Genomic DNA, 16,159 nt, shown 5'->3' with positions numbered 1-16,159 from the left:
GGCTACCAAAGGCAGCAGGACCTATCCTTATTTTTGGGGTGTAAAAACGTCCTTCACCGCATTGTGAATTTCTTCATAGGACATGCATCTACAAATGTTGGATTCGAGCCAGACTTTGATGGTTTCCTCATCTGCTTGTGGGTGAGTATTCCGTAGCCCTTCACAGTTCATAATAAAGCCGGATGTACAGTAACCGCATTGGAATGCCTGATTTTGAACAAAAGCATGTTGAACCGGTGAGTTTCTCAAACCCTCAATCGTAGTAATGCGCTTCCCACTCGCCTCCACGGTGAGCATCAGGCACGCTTTCATGGTTACGCCGTCTACCAAAATCGTACACGAGCCGCAGTCGCCGTTATCGCAGCCAGATTTACTACCCGTGAGTCCCAATTTGTCTCGAAGTGTGTATAAGAGAATATCAGCCGCTCTTCCATGAATGGTTTGTTTTGCCCCATTCACTTCGAATTCAATAGGATACATGGTAATCTTATGCGATAACATGCTTCACCCTCTTTCTAAGGTTTGGATTGCGTCAGCAATTGTTTGTTTAAGAACAAATTTCCGATAAGGTGCGGAACCTTCCGCATTCGTTATCACTGGAGCGGGTAATTTACTCATCGCCTGCTCAATTCTTATTGCCAATGGGATCGAGTATTCGTTCAACACCTGCTCGATTTCAAAGGATCGGAACGGGAAAGAGCAAACGCCACTGTATGCCGTATGAATCCGATTATTTTTCTTAAGTGCAGCGATTGTTACAAGCGGGTAACCAATATTGCCAATCTGTCTTTTTTTGGAATGAACGTAAGGTGATGATAAATAGCTTCGGTCTGTTACGGTCTGCACAAGAAATTCATCCGGTTCCAATCTCAATTGTTGTGTGAAAACCTGGTGTATGGAAGCCTCTTTTACTCCTTGTATTCCTGCTATGATCACTTTACTGTTTGCCAATAATAGCGGCAGAACGGCCTCCCGGAAATGAATTTTTCCAGCAATATTTCCCCCGAGCGTGATTTTATTCCGCGCTGTTTGATCGGCAACGCCCTGTGCCGTTTCACTGAGTAACGGAAACAGGTTCGCTGCGGATAAAGCAGATAATGTGACACAAGCTCCGATAACCAGCTTATCGTTCTGGATTTCCATTACATTGCACGCTGGAATGGATTTCAAATCAATAACAGCACCCGGGTGAATAGAATTCGTTCGAGCAAATGTGATGATTTCTGTGCCTCCGGCGTAATACATCGGATTTTTCTTCCGTTTTTGCAGCAACTGAAACCATTCCACAGCTTTCTGAATGGAAGCGGGTTGGTAGTAGTCAAAGTCAAATGGAATCATGGATCGTCCTCCAGATCATCTCGGGTGTGAGAGGCAAATGATTAAACGCTACTCCAGCGGCGTTACTCAGGCTATTCGCCAATGCTGCGGGCATGCCAATCAAGCCATGTTCTCCGATGCCACGCAATCCGTAAGGCGCTTCCAAATGAGGTGTCTCAACGAAATCAATAAGGTACTGCGGCTGCTCACCAAAACGAATTAACTTGTAGGTTCGAAAATTCGGATTTAATATAGCGCCTTTCTCATTGAATAAAAAAGCTTCGCGGCTAGCAAAACTTAAGCCCATGCTCATTGCACCTGTAACTTGGCTGCGTGCAAATACAGGATTAATTATCTTACCAGCATCGATGACCGCTGCTGCTTTCACAATTTTGTACGTGTAGTTACTCGTATTGAATTCTACTTCTACCGCCTGTGCACCAACCGTCCATTCCGGGCCGGGATTTCCCTTACCTGTTTCAGGATCCAGTAATGTTAAATTCCGCATCGCATAGCTACCGCGACCGATGATTTGACCACCGATCGTATTTCCGTTTGGGTATTGATAGCCGTTAGCGATTTTCTCAATTCTTATCCCTCTTTCAGGATGATCCTTAAAGAAAACCCTGCCCCCTCCTACATCCAAGTCTTTCGGTGAGCATTGCAATACGATGGCAGCTATATTTTTTAACTGGACGATTGCATTATCCGCCGCATGTAAAATCGCATTGCCAACTAAAAAGGTACTGCGGCTCGCCACTGTTTTCCAATGATGGGGATCGGTTTCGGTGTTCACTTCTGTAGAGACATGGATCATTCCTGGATCCATCCGCAAACGCTCTGCTAACAGCTGAGTCAACGCTGTTCTCGTCCCCTGTCCGATTTCTACTGCTCCGCAGAGCAAATTAATGCTGCCATCCTCATTAAACATAATAACGGCTCCCGCACCGGCATCGGTCGGCGTACTCGAATTTTTCCAGAAGCAGCATACCCCTTTTGCCCGAATGAGGTTGCCATTGAATGTCCGCGGCGAACGGTCGTCCCAATCGATTAATGTTTGTAATTTGGCAATACACTTGGCCAAATCCCCCAAATTACTTCTATTCAGCAAGGTTTGCGTGGGGGACGTATCTCCGGGGGCTATCGCATTGTTTAATCGAAATTTCAACGGGTCCATCCCCACTCGGTTCGCCAAAAGATCCATCGCCCGTTCTATGGCAAAAGTTTGTTCTGGATGGCCGAATCCTCGAAATGAAGTGGAATATGGATGATTCGTATACATGCACAAAGAATCGCATTGAACGTTGTCGATGCGATATGGCCCCGTACAATCGGAGGCTCCGGCCCGGCTCATGACCGCACCCCGATCGGAATACGCACCGCCGTCATACAAATGCAAAATTTCGGCGGCCATTAGTTTTCCATCTCGTGTACAGCCTAGCTTGATTTTGGCATCCAGTCCGATATGTACTGGGGAAGAGATCATATCCACTTCCCGGGAATTAACCAATTTGACAGGTCTTCCGCCAACCGCTCGGGAAGCCAAATAAGCAAGAAATTCCGGTTGAATCGCGGCTTTTCCGCCAAAACTTCCTCCGACTAATGGCGTATGAACAATTACTTTATGAAGGGGAATATGAAACGCTTGGCTGATTGCTCTTCGGATGACATAAGGTGATTGTGAAGCGGAACAGATGATCACTTTGCCGTCGGGCATAATCTGTGCCGTACTGCATCTCTTTTCAATTGCAGCGTGATCCGATTGTGGCAAAGTGACCTCGACTTCAACAGTGTGATGACAATTTCTCCAACCTTCTGCCATATTTCCCTTGCGGATTTTGGTCCTGTTCGCAATGTTGGTTCCCGGCTCAGGGTATACCTCCTCGTGGCGTTTATACTCGGCAAGACGATCGTGAACAAGTGGAGCATTTTTTTGAAATGCCTCCCGAGGGGAAAGAACTGTCGGCAAAAGTTCATAATCCACTTTGATTCGGTAAGTCGCCATCTCTGCAATATATTCCTGTTCCGCGACTACGAGGGCAATGGGCTCGCCATAATATCTTACTTTGTCTATTGCGATTGGAGGACGGTCTGCCAGTGGTGACCCTGTCAGTATCGGATAATATTGTCCGGTTATGATCGCTTTTACACCTGGTATTTTCATGGCTTCGGTCAAATCGATCGATTTTATGTTAGCGTGAGCATGCGGACTGATAGCAACTTTGGCATGTAGTAGCCCTGGTGCAGAACGATCATTGGTATATATGGCTGTCCCTGTAACCTTTTCCCATGTTTCCTTTCTAGGAATACTTTTCCCAATCGATCGTCGCATGTAGTCCCCATCCTTAAATCGTAATGAGTTTGCAACGCTCACGTACTTCCTAGCCTATATATATACAACAATTGTTGTCCGTATTAATGAATGGCTGTAGCTATGATTGGTTGCCTGTCAGTCTTTCTCGGGTATCAATTTCTATGCCAGATAATCGTTTGGTAAAGGTCGCTCGCCAATTTGAAGACAGCTCCTCTACTTCAAGCAGCTTTTTCATGCCATCAATATTTTCTTTTTCTTGATGCATGATTCGGTTTGCATAAGAGACCGTTATCGCTTTTGGGTGACAAGAGAGTCTTGTCAATTCATCCGTATGAGATACAAGCCCTTCTTTTAGCACGCGAAAATAAAAGCCGGTATAGCCTGTCTCTTGTACCTTAACCAACATTTCTGGTACACCGTATCGCACCGACAATTTGTAACAGGGCTGTCTCGGTTGACTAATCTGTACGACCGCTTCCCCTAGCTGAAAGGTATCACCGATACAAACATCCGTTTCTACTAATCCCCGGATCGTCAGATTTTCTCCGAATGCACCGATTGCCAACTCTCTTTGTAATTCAGCTTCCCAAAATGGATAGTGCTCATAGGGATAAACGCATACAGCCTTTTCCTTCCCCCCATGGTGGACAAGATCTGCCTGCCCATCTCCTTCCAAGTTCAAAAAGGATAAATAGAGAGCTCTTGTCGTTGGGGTTTTGTAAATGCCGGTAGAAATCTCTTTCTTTTGATACTGGACTTGTTTGGGTTTACCTACATTGATGGAAAGGATTTCAACATTCACAAGAGATCACCTCATTTTTTCATGTAAATCGCATTGCACACTGCAATCATACAAATCCATTATGATTTGTTCTATAATAATAGGAAAAACCTATCGTTTGATCATGAATCGCCGGAGGGATGGTCGTTGGAGCTCAAGCAATTAGAGTACTTTATGGCATTGTGCCAGGAGTTGAATTTTACTCGCGCAGCCGAGAAATTGGGCATTGCGCAGCCTTCACTCAGCCAGCAAATCCGTCTGCTTGAGCATGAAATCGGCATGCCATTGTTTGATCGCGTCGGAAAACGAACGGTTATGACGGAAGCAGGCAAAACATTGCTTCACCATAGCTATAATGTTTTTCATGAGTTGTCACAGGCACGTGCAGCGATAAGCGAGCTGCAAGGCTTAAGCAGAGGCGCATTAAAGATTGGCGTACTGCTAACGGTCGTCAATTACTTGCTCCCGCCTACTGTTATCGAGTTCCACCAGCGTTATCCAAAGGTCGAATTATCGGTTTTCGGGATGAGGACCGGCGATATTTATGAAGGACTTTTGAAAAACGAGCTCGATGTAGGCATTGTCTTTTTTCCTATGGAGCATGACGATCTGGAAACCATTCCACTCCTTACAGAAAATCTGGCCCTAGGGGTACCTGTGGATCATCCGATCGCGAAGGAACCATTTGTTTCGCTTGCGATTTTAAAAGAAACTCCCTCCATTTTATTGCCCAACACGTACTATTTGCGTCAGTTGATCGACGAAAAGTGTCGTGAGCTTGGTTTTTCGCCACAGCCAGTCTTGGAGATGACCACAATGGAATCGATTACGAATATGGTCGGACAAGGAGTCGGTGTCACGGTCCTTTCAAAAGGCTACCTCGACTATATCGACGATAAACGCATACGTACGATTCCGATCCAACAGCCCACTATCACGGCGCAAATCGGTATCGTCTACCGGAAAAACAAGTATTTGTGTGCAGCAAGCCGAGTCTTTATGGAGCAGTTGATCGCTACGGTAAAACGTGCTGATGTTCAATGATGCGGGAGTCAAGATCAGTTTATGACGAGGGAAATGATTGTTCAATAGCATTTTTGTTATCATTTCGATAGGTATTACCTATGATTATCTAGTCTTTCCAAGTGGAAATATGCTCGGGGCATTCTTTCAAGGATGCTTCATGCGTGAGGTACTTTTCAATGAACGCGCAATAATGGGGTGTATGGGAATCACCTGTATTCGGTCGAAAGTGGACGCAGCCTAGACAGGGCTCCGCTACAACGAGATGGCCACGTCTTTGCATCGCTGTGATAACGGAGCCGAGCCCGATCTCGAAATCTTCCAGTATCTCCTCTGGAATCGAATGAAGCGCTTCCTCCAGTGTGTACCCCCATTTTTCAAGGCTCGATGCAGCTTCTTTTCCCTTTGCAGTCAATTGAAGCAAGGTCACTCCGCGATCTTCCGTTTTAGGTGCTTTTGTCATGTGCCCTTTCTTAACGAGTCCATTGATAATCTTTACGGCTGTCACATGCGTCGTTCCGATTGCCTTGGCAAAGTTACCAATGGAAGCCACGTCGCTTCTCGTATAGAAAGTGAACAGCAACGCTTGAATTTGTACGGGTGACAATCCATGTTCATCACTCTCTGCCTGCGTCACTTTTTTTATCGCCTAGGACACCCGAAAGAGAGCCATCATAATACGGACTGAGCGATTTTCCTTTCGTTCTTGGGGATCAAACATCATGAGCGTATATTACCTTCCATGTTCCATTTTTCTATCCATTGTAAATGGAAATATGGTCGTGTAAAAGCATAAGAAAAAGGAGGCGCCTCAAAAGCACCCCCCCTTTTTCAAACTTAGCCGTTTTTCACATCTTCCAAACTTGCTCCAAAGTTGATGTGGTAGACGTTCCCGCCAAGCACGAGAGCAGGTACGGATTGAATACCAGCCTTCTCTGCTTCCTCAATGCGATTCCGCTCTGTACCAAGGTGGACAATTTCGATTTCGAGCTTTGTTTGATCCAGGTAGTCTAGGACAACTTGCTCCGCATCTACACATACTGGGCAACCAGCATGATAAAAAATGGCTTGTAACATTTGGAATCAGCTCCTATTGATTTTATGTAGCATTGCTACGTATTTGATTATAGGAGCGACCATCTTTCGGAACAATTACAAATTCCCTATGGTTATCATAGGAAATCTCGATGATTGAATTTGCCTAAGGAGTTCGTAGTTTACATGGGATCACGAGTAATTACTTGAAGCTGTTTTTTGATTTACTTCAAGCGAAAACCCTAATGTAGCGTAAAAAATACGAAATCAATCCAACTACTCATTTGATTTTGTTGCCACTGATTCAGTCTCGTAATTAGTTGTCCCTTACCTAATGATAGCACGAGTATTTCGACTTGGTAACGGTCTAGCAAAATTTTTCCAAAGCGGACTTAACGAGCGAAATCTCAGAGCCACAATAGAAAAGTAGCAGGGATTCTGCACCATCCCTGCTACTTGTTTTTTTCCGAAATACATTAGTCAATTGTACTACTTACACTATAGAAAGGAGTGAAAATCGTTTTCTAGCTCATTTACGGTTTAAAGAAAAATGTTCAGTAATATTCTTCATATACTGTTCATCTCCTACGTCATCCTTCATGTTAATAAGAGTGTTTGCATCTTCACCAACAACATATCGTAACTTGCTGGTACCATCTGTTGCCGCTTGATAGATTGTTTCAGCGACAAGTTCTGGAGACGAGGAAAACGCTGGATCTTTCTCCATTTCTGCTAATTTACCAAGGTATGCATCCGTAAATGGCTTGTAGTCCGATAATGATTCGCTAAAATAAAAATCCATTGATCTTCCACCAAAGTCTGTATTAATCGCTCCTGGTTCGATTAACTTTACTTTGATATTTTGTGATGCTAATTCATAAGATAGGGATTCAGAAAAGCCTTCGACAGCAAATTTAGTAGAATGATAAAGTGACATTGTAGGAAAGGTAACTTTTCCTGCCATTGAAGAAATATTAATCAGTACTCCTTCTTTGGTTGTTCTAAAATGTGGCACGATTACTTTCGTCATGTTGATCAAACCAAATACATTCACTTCAAATTGTCTTCTAATCTGCTCATCAGTAGCTGCTTCAAGAATTCCCATTGATCCATATCCTGCATTATTGAGGAGGACGTCAATTTTACCAAAACGTTCAATTCCTGCTGCTAACGCATTTGTTATCGTATCTTTTTTTTCAACATCAAGCCGTAGCACCAAAATATTGTCGGACTTAATAAATTCGGTTTCTTTTTCAGGTGAGCGCATTGTAGCTACTACGTTCCAGCCTTTTTCAGCAAAGTGTCTTACTGTAGCTCTTCCAATTCCTGATGAAGCGCCAGTGATAAAAATGGTTTTCATAGTATATTCCTCCAAAGGTATATTCTATTATTTCAAACAATGATGACCCGATCATTGCTTCTTTAGTTCTAATTGCTCAATATTTAACATTCCCTGTGCAATGGTTTCAAGTTTAGCGCTATATTCATTTATCCCAATTTGGATGCAAATGATCTGTGCCGGATGCATCTCATTTTTATGTAGTAAATACGACTGTTGTAACTCTTTTAATTTGATTTGCGCATCTTCCTGTGCTTGCGTCAACCAAATCATCACCCTGTCATACCCGACAAATTCACCAAAGTAAAGCCTCATCAAAAAATCCGATTTTGTACTATCCTGCTCTAGAGGCCCTATTAAATAGTCGTTAAAACACTCTCGTCCTTTATCGGTTATGGTTAAAACTTTTTTGTTGGGCTTACCATCTTGAGGTACAACTTCCTTGGTGATCAATCCCTCCTTTTCCATCCGAGTAAGCATTGGATAAATCGTTCCATATGTTGATCTATAGAAATGTGAGAAAAATTCCTCCAATAACTTTTTTATTTCATAGCCAGTTAACGGCTGCAAAGCTGGTTGAGAGAGGTCGTAGCTATTCACTGACTCCACCAAACACATAAGGCGACTAAATCTTGCGCACGATATTTACTGGATCGTGTGACGCATCCGGTTTCTTTGGCTAGTTGGGTGAGAGCAAGAGGAGACAAATGTCGTTCCAGTTCTTGTGAAAATAAATGAAGATCGTTTGAAATACCAAGATTCATCATAAAACGCTATCCTTTCGTTAGTCAGTCTACCGAAAGAATAGCGTATTTTCGTTTTGAGGAGGTAGTAATTTCCTTAGCTTGATGGGCATGTGGTTGTACCCCATATAAAGCCATTTATATCATCAAAGATTATTTTTCATTACTGTTTCAAGCAATACAAAAAAACATCCAAGAGCTATCAAAAGTACTGCTTCGCCTGTTTGCCCTCCTACTGAAAAACGGGCGCAAATCCCACCGTTATGAGAAAAAGACAGTCTTTGATATATTGGATGTTGTCTATCCGTTTACCATGTGTCACAAGAAAGTAGCATAGTGTTTAAAAATTAACCTGCTTGAGTTTTTTGGTATGCCTTTCTATTTGCAGTATTCATGGTTGTTTGAAGAAATGGCTCTGCCCTAAGAATTCATCAGTGTTAGCTTGATGGGCATGTGGGCAGACCCCTAATTAGCAACTCACGCTGAATCGCTTTGGCCGTCTGTTATTTCAGTTGTTCGCAGAAAGTCTTGTATGCCCTCTATCACCGAAGTGGCAATGCGATATTGAAAATCTTCTTCAAACAGTTTTTGCTCATCCGACGGATTGGTTAAATACCCAACCTCAAGTAGCACTGCCGGCATTTTTGTATCCTTGACGACAAAAAAATGAACCTTTTTTACGCCCCGATCCCGAAAGCCGGTTGCTTCACTCACATGCTTCTGGATGCTCTCAGCAAGCGGAAGGGATTCCGGATGATAATAATACGTCTCTGTTCCCGAAACAGTAGGGTCTGTATAGGTATTTCCGTGGAGAGAGATAAACAAGTCTGCCCCCAACTCATTTGCAAATCGCGGTCTATCTCGCTGCTCCGAAGATAAAAAGAGATCATCGCTTCTCGTCAGATACACCTGTATGCGCGAATCTTGCTCCGCTACCTCCTTTACCTTGTGTGCTAACTGCAAAGTAAAATCCTTTTCGAACCGACCTCTAACACCCTCCGCACCATGATCTTTGCCGCCATGTCCTGGATCGATGACAATTTTGTAGACGGGCGAATCGACTTGGCTAGCATTGCTGTTGTCAGCTTGGCTAGCATTGCTGTTGTCGGGATGGTTATACAAAAAACCAAACATAACCACGACAAATACGAGCATTACCATAAAAGCTAATTTCTTGACCCTGATCATTTTCTGCCCCCTCCTCTTTCCTACATTGATGGGCATGTGGCGGTCCCCCTATATTGAAAAATAAAAGGAGCGCGGACCCCTTCTCTTCGTGAAACAAAGAGAGAAGCCCACGCCTCTTGTTGCACGGTTGACCTTTGGACAATTCAAACTGTCTCTCGGTCAGATTCATTACGATGGGAAACAAGCTTCGTTATTGTTGATTAAGTACATGTTCTACCTTTTTATTTAGCTCATTCTGAAGATTGGGACTTGTTGTGTGTCCATTTTCTTTATCAAATTCGATTTGAGATTTCGTTTGGGCTTCAATGATCACGTCTAGCACTTGTTGCTTCGAAACATTTTTAGAGGCCGCAATGTCGAAAATGGATTTACCTGTATCTAATTCCTTTTTCAATGTGGAAGCATCCATTCCCAGTAATTTAAACAATTCTTCATTATCCAGGTAGTTTGCAGCAGGTCCATCAAAGTTCGGATTCGCCGGTCCTGTAGGAATACCTACGAGCTTAGAAACACTAATGGTATTGTCCTGAACAAAAACCTGGTAGATCGGACTTTTGAATCCGAATCCCTCTTTGGTGTAATTCAACATCCATGTTTTATTATCTGGATTCTCCATTTGCTCTATAGCAACCTCGTACTCTTCGACGTTGCCATACAATTTATCAATGAGATCATTTACCTTCGCTTTGATTTCCTGATCGGTTAAAGTACTGAGTGACTTCTCCTTAGGCTCCCAATTTCTTGAATCACGTGTTCAATCTCACCCGTACTACCGTTTGTATGTAGGGTAATCTTTTTGCCGGTTCCTCCTTTTTCTTGTAGGACGATGCTTGTTTGGTTTATCGGTTGGCCCTTTATCATTTGGACCTTTCTCAGTTGGTCGTATGTCAGTTGGTCAGTTTCCCCTATGGATATATTACCTTGAACGCTGCTTGCATCGATAATCTCAAACGATTTTGTTTCGGGAAATGCGAGATACAGCTTATCGAGTGTTGCTTTGCCAACCTCATCCACCTTGACTTGTTCAGTAGTCATCGATGTTCTTGTAGGCATTTCAATCAAGGGAGAAGCCGCAAATACTGCAACTGGAATCAAAATAGCAGTAGCAACCATTCCACCAATTAATCGTTTTTTCATAGTTAATTCGCTCTTTTATTAATTGTAAATAGTGAGAACATCTCTTCATTTTTTATTCAGGGGGCCCTCCTGAATAAGCAGCTTACACACTATATTGTCTTTTTATCGGAAAAAGGTTCGGTTCACATCCTGTTTTTTTTACAAAATGAAATGCCCCGTATGGTAAAGCACGAAAAAAGGCTACATCCGCTTATCAAGGATTTTAAAATGAGGGGTGTCTTTCAGTCAAAAAATTGACTTTTGAGACAGCCCCTTTTTTGTTTTGAGGAGGTTTGCTTAGCTTGATGGGCATGTGGCGGTACCCCAACAAATGAAATCCATGTCATCTGAACAAACAAAACAGGAAGAGCTACATATGTATTCTTGAGCCTTCCCCACTTTTCGCACCTCTGGCATGCACGCCCGATCTGATGACCGGTTCCTTGGAAAACGCGCACATGGCCCCATCGTTTTTCATCCGTGTAGTCAGTTCGTTTCCGCTTTTTTCAACAAAACATGAACAATCAAGCCTCTTTCCGCCGAAGGAGCAATCGTGATGCTTCCCTCGTGATCCGCGACAATCGCTTGGGCGATAGCCAAACCGATCCCGCTTCCTCCCCTTTTTCGAGCACGGGATTTGTCCACTCGATAAAATCGCTTAAAAAGGTGGGGAATCTCTTTTGCTTGAATACCGATCCCTGTATCCTCTACCAAAATGTGCACAGCCACTTCATCGCCATATGCTCGCACCTTCACTTGTCCCTCATCTGTGTATTTCCTTGCATTGTCCAAAAGGATGTCCAATAACTGTCGAATTCGCTCCCGATCCATCAAAAGGACAAGAGATTCTTCCCATTCAAAAAGCAGCTTAATTTGTGGAGGGAAAATGGGTACCCAAGCTTGCTTTACTTCAAGTAGCAAAGGGGTTAATGGCTGTTCGACTTTCGTTGACCCTGGTTGAGAGGTATGCTGCATTTTAGCTAGAGACAACAGGTCATCAATGAGTTTGAAAAGTCGTTTACACTCCTGCTGTACAGCAGCGAGCGCTTCGTCCCTTACTTCTGGCTTGTGCTGCCCCCATCTTTGCAGAAGACTCACATACCCTTCAATAATAGAAAGCGGTGTACGCAACTCGTGTGATGCATCTGTGACGAATCGCTGCTGATAGACCATTGCTTCTTCCATGCGATCTAACAGCAGATTAAAGGCGTTGATCAGCTCGTAGATTTCCGTCTCTACGTGATGATGGTGAATCCGTTGAGAGAGGCGTTGAGGGAAAATGGAATGGATTTGCTGAATAAGATGATCGAGAGGCTTGAGTCCCCAGTTACTCAACCAATAGCCGCCGAGCGCCGAAAGCAGCAAGGTAAAAAAGGAAGAGAGAAAAAGAATCGTGAGCAAGATGGAAAAGTACCATTCAAGCGCTTCCGTCGTCGTAGAAATTTGCACATACAGAAGCTCCGATGTGAACGGGAGCTGTACAGGTTCTTTTGCGACCAATGTCCTTTCATAATAGACTTCAGGCTCTGTACTCCAATTAGCTCCCTGTATCGAAGCGATTTCCTTGCCGTTTTGGTCGCTAATGTTTATGAATTGATTGACGTCAGCGTAATTGGTTAACAAACGAGTCAAATAGGTAATCGTTAGTGATGCTTCTTCCGTGATTTCCGTTTTCAAATCGGCAGCGATAGCCGTTGCCTTCTGATTGAGCAATTTTTGCTCATGTTGATGGACGAGATTAGAGGTGCTGAAAAAAATAAAAATGGACAAAAAGAGAAGCAAAAGAAGCATACCAGAGCTAAATAACAGAGTGAGTCTCCATTTAAGTGAGTATCTGCGATGAGTAAGCACTGCGTTCTCCTTTTAATCTCGTAGTGTATATCCAATTCCTCGAACGGTATGAATCAGTTTGACGGATGGATCACTTTCAATTTTGTTCCGCAAATATCGGATATACACATCCACGATGTTGGTATTCCCCATAAAGTCAAAACCCCACACGGCTGTGAGAATTTGCTCTCGGGAGACAGCTTGCTCCTTGTTTTGAACCAGATAATAAAGCAAATCAAATTCGCGTGGTGTTAACATAATTTCCTCTTCATCTAGGAACACACGCCGAGCGTTGGGCTGGATACGCAATCGGCCAACCAGTATCTCCTGATTCGCTTTTGATTCCCGTTGACGCAATAAGGCCCGAATCCGTGCAAACAACTCTTCAATTGCAAACGGTTTAGCCAGGTAGTCATTAGCTCCACTGTCTAATCCCGTCACGATATCCGGAACCTCTCCGCGAGCCGTGATCATGATAATCGGGACGTCTTTGGTTTCCCGAATTCGTCGGCATAATTCTATCCCCGATAATTCGGGCAGCATGACATCCAGGAGGATGAGGTCGTACTCAACCGTCAGTGCCTTTTCTAATCCTGAAAGCCCTTCGTATTCAATATCTGTCGAAAATCCTTCATTCTCCAACTCTAACTGTAAGTATCGTGCCAAGTTATGCTCATCTTCAACGAGCAGTAAATAACCTTTTCCATCTGGCGTAGGCATACCAATCATCTCCGTTTGAATATCTTACCAACAGTTTTCTCAGAAAACTCTAATGAAATTCTACCGGGATTCTTAGTTTTGTTCTGTACGATAAGAGCGTGGATGAGAAACACACAACAAGATCACACATTCTGAAGGAGGAACATCATGACAAAGCGAAACTGGAAAGGTACAACTACTACGGTCGTAGCCATTCTCATGGGAACTTCTCTTCTCATGAACGGACAAGCCTACGCGGCTTCAGAGACAAGTCTCACCTCCACCACTACGCATAATCAGGAGAAACTACAGAAAAAACATAAGAATGACCAGAACCAGCAACAGAACAACGAAGGATCAGTTGACGATCAGGACAATGAACAGGCTGAAAATGAGCAAACTGATCAATTGGTGCAAGATGGTACTGGCATCGACCTGACAACCAATGAGGAAAGTACTACTGCTAATAATCGGAATAAACAGACAAAAAGCAGTGTCACTCCATTCGATCTAAATGCAGCAGATTCATCCTCAACTGTTTCTGATCCAAACACTGCGAAAAATAATGAGGCTACGAATACTTCAGCTCCCTCTTCCGAAATTGCCGATCAGGTCATTTCACAAGGATTGAAGTATAAAGGCGTCCCTTATAAATTTGGATCGAGCAAAAAAACAACGAGTACATTCGATTGCTCTTCCTTTACACAGCGAGTGTTTAAAGAGGTCGGAGTAAATCTGCCGCGAGACTCACGTCAACAGTCCAAAGTCGGTCAAAAAGTCTCGAAGAATCAGCTGCAAAAAGGAGATCTCGTTTTCTTCCGCAGCTACGGCAGCTCTTCTTCTCGCATTACCCATGTTGCCATCTACGCTGGAGACAATAAACTACTGCATACGTACGGTAAGCCAGGAGTTACGACAACAAAATTCAAGGGGACTTCCTGGGAAAAACGCTTTGAGCTTGGAAGACGTGTGATTTAAATATCTTCTTGGAATAGGCAAAAAAGGCTGCTGATAGCTTCAGCAGCCTTTTGCATGTAAGGCCTTTAAATAGCGGAATCGTTTTTACTGTCTCCCTGTACTATTTACAGGAATTCTGTCAAAATGACACCTTCTTGATTGTCGCCTGAAAGCACATATTTCCCATTGGTCGGCACTTGAACCATGATGCTAGTGGCCACTGGATGATAATAAATCTTGTAGTCGCCACCATTTATCGTCCCTGACACTTCCTTTGCCTCTCGCAAGTAATTCACGTACTCCTCCAAAGATAATTGACGCTCTTGCATAATAGCGCTGTGCGGCAAACCTACAAATCGGTAATGCATAGGATTGTAAGGAATGCCAGTGATTGTGACCTTTTCCTTCGGATAGCGCAGAATGAACCCGTATTTCCATGCGTTTTCTTGTAGCCACTTCCCTTCAGGGGATTGCTCCACTTTCATTTGTGTGGATGCAACGTCCAAGACTGTACCCAGATGATGTTCGCTAAAACAATCTGGCAAAGTATCGTTATGTCCCTTTTCCAAGCCTTGGTAGCCGCTCTTGATCATAAAATGCTTTACGTTGTCACTGCTTGCTCTATTGACCATTTCGTTGAACGCCTCCGCTGCCTTCTCAGACAATTCAATGGAATTATCTTGCAAGCGATAACCCTCAACCAAATAATTGTGCGAAGACAAATTGATCACATCGGATAGCACTCTCTCTGAATGGATCGCATCGTATTTGTTGACCAATAATAGATCTCCCTGATATATCTGGTCTTGTTCAACCCGAATCGTTTTGTATTTCGGGACAACTGCTGCATCTGGCTCTTTTTGTTGCGATACATCCTCTACGAGCGGTCCCAAGAATGGATAACCCAGTAACAATAAAAGAATACCTAGTAAGAGAAATCGCTTTTTCATTTCCATTTCCTCCATGGTTCGAACACACGTTTTTCTTTTTCTATCTGATGATAGTAGGTAATGTTAAATGAAATAGTAATCAAAAGTTAAAATTTTTCTTAAATCATTTAATGGTAAACAAATAGAAGAAACAACCGGTCTCACGTGGATGACCGGTTGTTTTTTTCTATGAAGTATTGGGATAGGCAACTATTCGTGATGAACGGTAAGCAGCTCACCAATCGGTGTACGCTTCTTTGGTCGTGGAACTTTGTTGTCGTTGAAATAACCGAGATGCAACGTGCCCACAACTCTCTCTCCCTGCTTTACACCAACAGCTTGCAGAAACTTCGGATGCCAATTGTAATCGTTCGTCTTCCAGACTACGCCGACCTTTCTCTCCCAAGCTAGCAGCTGCAAATTTTGTATGAACGCCGCTGCCGCCGAGAAAGCATCTTCGAACTGTGTTTGACGCGGATCTGCTTCGATGACAATCAAAAGATGCGCTTGCATGAGCTCGCAATATTGATGCATCATCTTTTCGTCCCACTTTTCAACCTCTTCCTTAGAGTAAGCCAGCATGACCGATCTCACCCATCATGTGTGTGAACTAAAAAGAACAGTTCATTCACCACCTGATGAGAGTCATGGAGACCGAGGGTAATCTTCCCATGATCAAACTAGTACCGGTAGAAATCCAAGATAATCATGGCCTCACCGTTGATTACCAAGGCTCTATTCAACTTGCTCTGGCAAGAGGGATTATCCACTTAGATAAGGAAAACAAGCTCCACCCGCATAAGGCCATCACTCGTGAAGAGGCAGCTGAAATGATTTATCAAGCCCTTGCGTATCTGAAAAACCATAAGCCTCAAACCTAAATCGAAC

At 43.5% G+C, this 16,159-nt stretch carries 16 protein-coding genes and 3 pseudogenes; 4 read left to right on the top strand and 15 right to left on the bottom strand.

Annotation, left to right across the window (positions count from 1 at the left end; genetic code table 11):
* Positions 1-27 precede the first annotated feature (27 nt).
* From ACFYU8_RS03420 to ACFYU8_RS03405, 4 genes are all read right to left on the bottom strand, one after another.
* The gene (locus tag ACFYU8_RS03420; protein WP_390295807.1) at positions 28-501 is read right to left on the bottom strand and encodes a (2Fe-2S)-binding protein; all 474 of its coding nucleotides are present in this window, start codon (positions 499-501) and stop codon (positions 28-30) included.
* Between the two features lie 3 nt (positions 502-504).
* Entirely contained in the window at positions 505-1,338 is an 834-nt protein-coding gene (locus ACFYU8_RS03415) for an FAD binding domain-containing protein (RefSeq protein WP_390295809.1), read from the bottom strand.
* On the bottom strand, positions 1,325-3,649 hold the full coding sequence (locus ACFYU8_RS03410) for a xanthine dehydrogenase family protein molybdopterin-binding subunit (RefSeq protein ID WP_390295811.1): 2,325 nt from the start codon (positions 3,647-3,649) through the stop codon (positions 1,325-1,327). The genes ACFYU8_RS03415 and ACFYU8_RS03410 overlap by 14 nt, the downstream gene beginning before the upstream one ends.
* A gap of 100 nt (positions 3,650-3,749) precedes the next feature.
* Positions 3,750-4,433, bottom strand: a complete 684-nt coding sequence (locus ACFYU8_RS03405; protein WP_390295813.1) for an MOSC domain-containing protein — start codon at positions 4,431-4,433, stop codon at positions 3,750-3,752.
* Positions 4,434-4,559: 126 nt separating this feature from the next.
* Here ACFYU8_RS03405 and ACFYU8_RS03400 point away from each other — a divergent pair, with 126 nt between their 5' ends.
* On the top strand, positions 4,560-5,456 hold the full coding sequence (locus ACFYU8_RS03400) for a LysR family transcriptional regulator (RefSeq protein ID WP_390295815.1): 897 nt from the start codon (positions 4,560-4,562) through the stop codon (positions 5,454-5,456).
* Positions 5,457-5,544: 88 nt separating this feature from the next.
* Here ACFYU8_RS03400 and ACFYU8_RS03395 read toward each other — a convergent pair whose 3' ends face one another.
* The 5 genes and pseudogenes from ACFYU8_RS03395 to ACFYU8_RS03375 form a co-directional block, all read right to left on the bottom strand.
* Positions 5,545-6,072: a MarR family winged helix-turn-helix transcriptional regulator gene (locus ACFYU8_RS03395; RefSeq protein WP_390295818.1), complete on the bottom strand. Its 528-nt coding sequence runs from the start codon at positions 6,070-6,072 to the stop codon at positions 5,545-5,547.
* A gap of 200 nt (positions 6,073-6,272) precedes the next feature.
* Entirely contained in the window at positions 6,273-6,512 is a 240-nt protein-coding gene (locus tag ACFYU8_RS03390; RefSeq protein WP_390295820.1) for a glutaredoxin family protein, read from the bottom strand.
* A gap of 487 nt (positions 6,513-6,999) precedes the next feature.
* Entirely contained in the window at positions 7,000-7,830 is an 831-nt protein-coding gene (locus ACFYU8_RS03385) for an SDR family oxidoreductase (RefSeq protein ID WP_390295822.1), read from the bottom strand.
* Positions 7,831-7,881: 51 nt separating this feature from the next.
* On the bottom strand, positions 7,882-8,409 hold the full coding sequence (locus tag ACFYU8_RS03380) for a PadR family transcriptional regulator (RefSeq protein ID WP_390295824.1): 528 nt from the start codon (positions 8,407-8,409) through the stop codon (positions 7,882-7,884).
* Positions 8,409-8,573 (bottom strand): annotated as a pseudogene (locus ACFYU8_RS03375) (IS4 family transposase); the annotation flags it as partial. The pseudogene ACFYU8_RS03375 and the gene ACFYU8_RS03380, both read right to left, overlap by 1 nt.
* 106 nt (positions 8,574-8,679) lie before the next feature.
* Here ACFYU8_RS03375 and ACFYU8_RS03370 point away from each other — a divergent pair.
* Positions 8,680-8,889, top strand: a pseudogene (locus ACFYU8_RS03370) (IS4 family transposase); the annotation flags it as partial.
* 140 nt (positions 8,890-9,029) lie between these two features.
* On the opposite strand, the gene ACFYU8_RS03365 reads toward ACFYU8_RS03370, so the two are convergent.
* The 4 genes and pseudogenes from ACFYU8_RS03365 to ACFYU8_RS03350 all read right to left on the bottom strand — a co-directional run bounded on the left by ACFYU8_RS03365 (position 9,030) and on the right by ACFYU8_RS03350 (position 13,406).
* A complete protein-coding gene (locus tag ACFYU8_RS03365; RefSeq protein ID WP_390295826.1) occupies positions 9,030-9,740 on the bottom strand; it encodes an N-acetylmuramoyl-L-alanine amidase family protein in 711 nt (236 codons plus the stop codon).
* Positions 9,741-9,930: 190 nt separating this feature from the next.
* Positions 9,931-10,877: pseudogene (locus tag ACFYU8_RS03360) on the bottom strand (hypothetical protein).
* 465 nt (positions 10,878-11,342) lie between these two features.
* Positions 11,343-12,707 carry a sensor histidine kinase gene (locus ACFYU8_RS03355; protein WP_390295828.1) on the bottom strand — a complete coding sequence of 455 codons (1,365 nt, stop codon included), beginning with the start codon at positions 12,705-12,707 and terminating at the stop codon, positions 11,343-11,345.
* Positions 12,708-12,719: 12 nt separating this feature from the next.
* Positions 12,720-13,406, bottom strand: coding sequence for a response regulator transcription factor (locus tag ACFYU8_RS03350; RefSeq protein ID WP_390295830.1), 687 nt, complete (start codon positions 13,404-13,406; stop codon positions 12,720-12,722).
* A 147-nt stretch (positions 13,407-13,553) separates the two neighbouring features.
* Here ACFYU8_RS03350 and ACFYU8_RS03345 point away from each other — a divergent pair, with 147 nt between their 5' ends.
* Positions 13,554-14,363, top strand: coding sequence for a C40 family peptidase (locus ACFYU8_RS03345; RefSeq protein ID WP_390295832.1), 810 nt, complete (start codon positions 13,554-13,556; stop codon positions 14,361-14,363).
* Positions 14,364-14,467: 104 nt separating this feature from the next.
* Here ACFYU8_RS03345 and ACFYU8_RS03340 read toward each other — a convergent pair whose 3' ends face one another.
* Positions 14,468-15,292: a M15 family metallopeptidase gene (locus tag ACFYU8_RS03340; RefSeq protein ID WP_390295834.1), complete on the bottom strand. Its 825-nt coding sequence runs from the start codon at positions 15,290-15,292 to the stop codon at positions 14,468-14,470.
* Positions 15,293-15,481: 189 nt separating this feature from the next.
* The gene (locus ACFYU8_RS03335) at positions 15,482-15,853 is read right to left on the bottom strand and encodes a nitroreductase family protein (RefSeq protein WP_390295836.1); all 372 of its coding nucleotides are present in this window, start codon (positions 15,851-15,853) and stop codon (positions 15,482-15,484) included.
* 89 nt (positions 15,854-15,942) lie between these two features.
* Between ACFYU8_RS03335 and ACFYU8_RS03330 the strand changes: the two genes are divergently transcribed.
* Positions 15,943-16,152, top strand: coding sequence for an S-layer homology domain-containing protein (locus tag ACFYU8_RS03330; RefSeq protein WP_390295838.1), 210 nt, complete (start codon positions 15,943-15,945; stop codon positions 16,150-16,152).
* The last annotated feature ends 7 nt before the right edge of the window (positions 16,153-16,159 follow it).

This window comes from Brevibacillus sp. NPDC003359 (assembly GCF_042878995.1).
Taxonomy (GTDB): Bacteria; Bacillota; Bacilli; order Brevibacillales; family Brevibacillaceae; genus Brevibacillus.
Note: the sequence above shows the minus strand (reverse complement) of the source record. Positions and strands in the feature narration are given on the sequence as shown.

What these genes read in the sequence shown, in the direction of transcription:
- ACFYU8_RS03390 (WP_390295820.1), bottom strand. Translation starts at nt 6,512, where the DNA reads ATGTTACAAGCCATTTTTTATCATGCTGGTTGCCCAGTATGTGTAGAT.
- ACFYU8_RS03340 (WP_390295834.1), bottom strand. Translation starts at nt 15,292, where the DNA reads ATGAAAAAGCGATTTCTCTTACTAGGTATTCTTTTATTGTTACTGGGT.
- ACFYU8_RS03385 (WP_390295822.1), bottom strand. Translation starts at nt 7,830, where the DNA reads ATGAAAACCATTTTTATCACTGGCGCTTCATCAGGAATTGGAAGAGCT.
- ACFYU8_RS03335 (WP_390295836.1), bottom strand. Translation starts at nt 15,853, where the DNA reads ATGCTGGCTTACTCTAAGGAAGAGGTTGAAAAGTGGGACGAAAAGATG.
- ACFYU8_RS03410 (WP_390295811.1), bottom strand. Translation starts at nt 3,649, where the DNA reads ATGCGACGATCGATTGGGAAAAGTATTCCTAGAAAGGAAACATGGGAA.
- ACFYU8_RS03330 (WP_390295838.1), top strand. Translation starts at nt 15,943, where the DNA reads ATGATCAAACTAGTACCGGTAGAAATCCAAGATAATCATGGCCTCACC.
- ACFYU8_RS03345 (WP_390295832.1), top strand. Translation starts at nt 13,554, where the DNA reads ATGACAAAGCGAAACTGGAAAGGTACAACTACTACGGTCGTAGCCATT.
- ACFYU8_RS03350 (WP_390295830.1), bottom strand. Translation starts at nt 13,406, where the DNA reads ATGCCTACGCCAGATGGAAAAGGTTATTTACTGCTCGTTGAAGATGAG.
- ACFYU8_RS03415 (WP_390295809.1), bottom strand. Translation starts at nt 1,338, where the DNA reads ATGATTCCATTTGACTTTGACTACTACCAACCCGCTTCCATTCAGAAA.
- ACFYU8_RS03365 (WP_390295826.1), bottom strand. Translation starts at nt 9,740, where the DNA reads ATGATCAGGGTCAAGAAATTAGCTTTTATGGTAATGCTCGTATTTGTC.
- ACFYU8_RS03420 (WP_390295807.1), bottom strand. Translation starts at nt 501, where the DNA reads ATGTTATCGCATAAGATTACCATGTATCCTATTGAATTCGAAGTGAAT.